The sequence below is a fragment of the Psychrobacter pasteurii genome (assembly GCF_900162815.1).
GTDB classification, from domain to species: domain Bacteria; phylum Pseudomonadota; class Gammaproteobacteria; order Pseudomonadales; family Moraxellaceae; genus Psychrobacter; species Psychrobacter pasteurii.
In genome coordinates, this window is the sequence record NZ_FUGD01000181.1 from 1 (window position 1) to 838 (window position 838).

General features: G+C 37.9%; 1 protein-coding gene and 1 rRNA gene. Both read right to left on the reverse strand.

Annotated elements, in window-relative coordinates; translation table 11 throughout:
- Positions 1 to 378: 378 nt before the first annotated feature.
- A complete protein-coding gene (locus A1232T_RS13205) occupies positions 379 to 672 on the reverse strand; it encodes a DUF6804 family protein (RefSeq protein WP_077449815.1) in 294 nt (97 codons plus the stop codon).
- Positions 673 to 759: 87 nt separating this feature from the next.
- Positions 760 to 838 (reverse strand): 5S ribosomal RNA (rrf, locus tag A1232T_RS14655); the annotation flags it as partial.

The following is an 838-nucleotide window of genomic DNA, read 5'->3' on the forward strand; positions in this document are numbered from 1 at the left end:
TTGATTTCTGTCAAGCTTTTATTTTAATTCGTTTCATCAGACTTCAAAACCTAACCAATTGGCTAGCACTTCCGTTGTCCCGATGAGGTGCGTATTATACGCTGTATCACTACATTGTCAAGGGCTTGTTTTATTTTATTTCAGATTTGTTCGTCTTATCTAATATAAAACCCAACCTACCCCTTAACGAGGTGGCTATTATATACTCTTTAATCGATAGGTCAACCCAAGTTAGGGGTTAATTTTAAATTAGTTCATTTTATTGGGCTTAGCTAGGATATCAAAATCATTTTAGCAGTGGTGGCTAGATCTTTAGTAATAGGTTTTATATTGCCAGCTGCACTCAGAATGTATGGAATAACCAGGGTTTTAGTAGTATTACTCTGACTCTAATAACTTCCTTTGATTAAAGACTAAAAAAGCTGCTGATAATAAGTTTATTACTGTCCAAATCTCTTTTGGAAGGTAGACCTTGATTATCGGATTGTAGATCAAAGCCAATACGATAAATACCCAAGGCAATATCTCTTCATTTCTATCAAAGCTAATATAGGCCGCCCAACCAAAAACACCGAACACAATCAGACGCAATAAAGTGTAATAGCCATAAGGTAGAGGCAGCACTGCAAACATTAAAAAGCCAACTGCTAAATAGACGACTATTTTAGGCATTTTCTGATCTTCCTTGAATCAATATAAAAAACCACCACACAGGAAAAAGCCCCCACTCGATATGAGCGGGGGCTTTTAGGTATAGGGAGCTGACGATGACCTACTCTCACATGGGCGAACCACACTACCATTGGCGCTACGATGTTTCACTTCTGAGTTCGAGAAG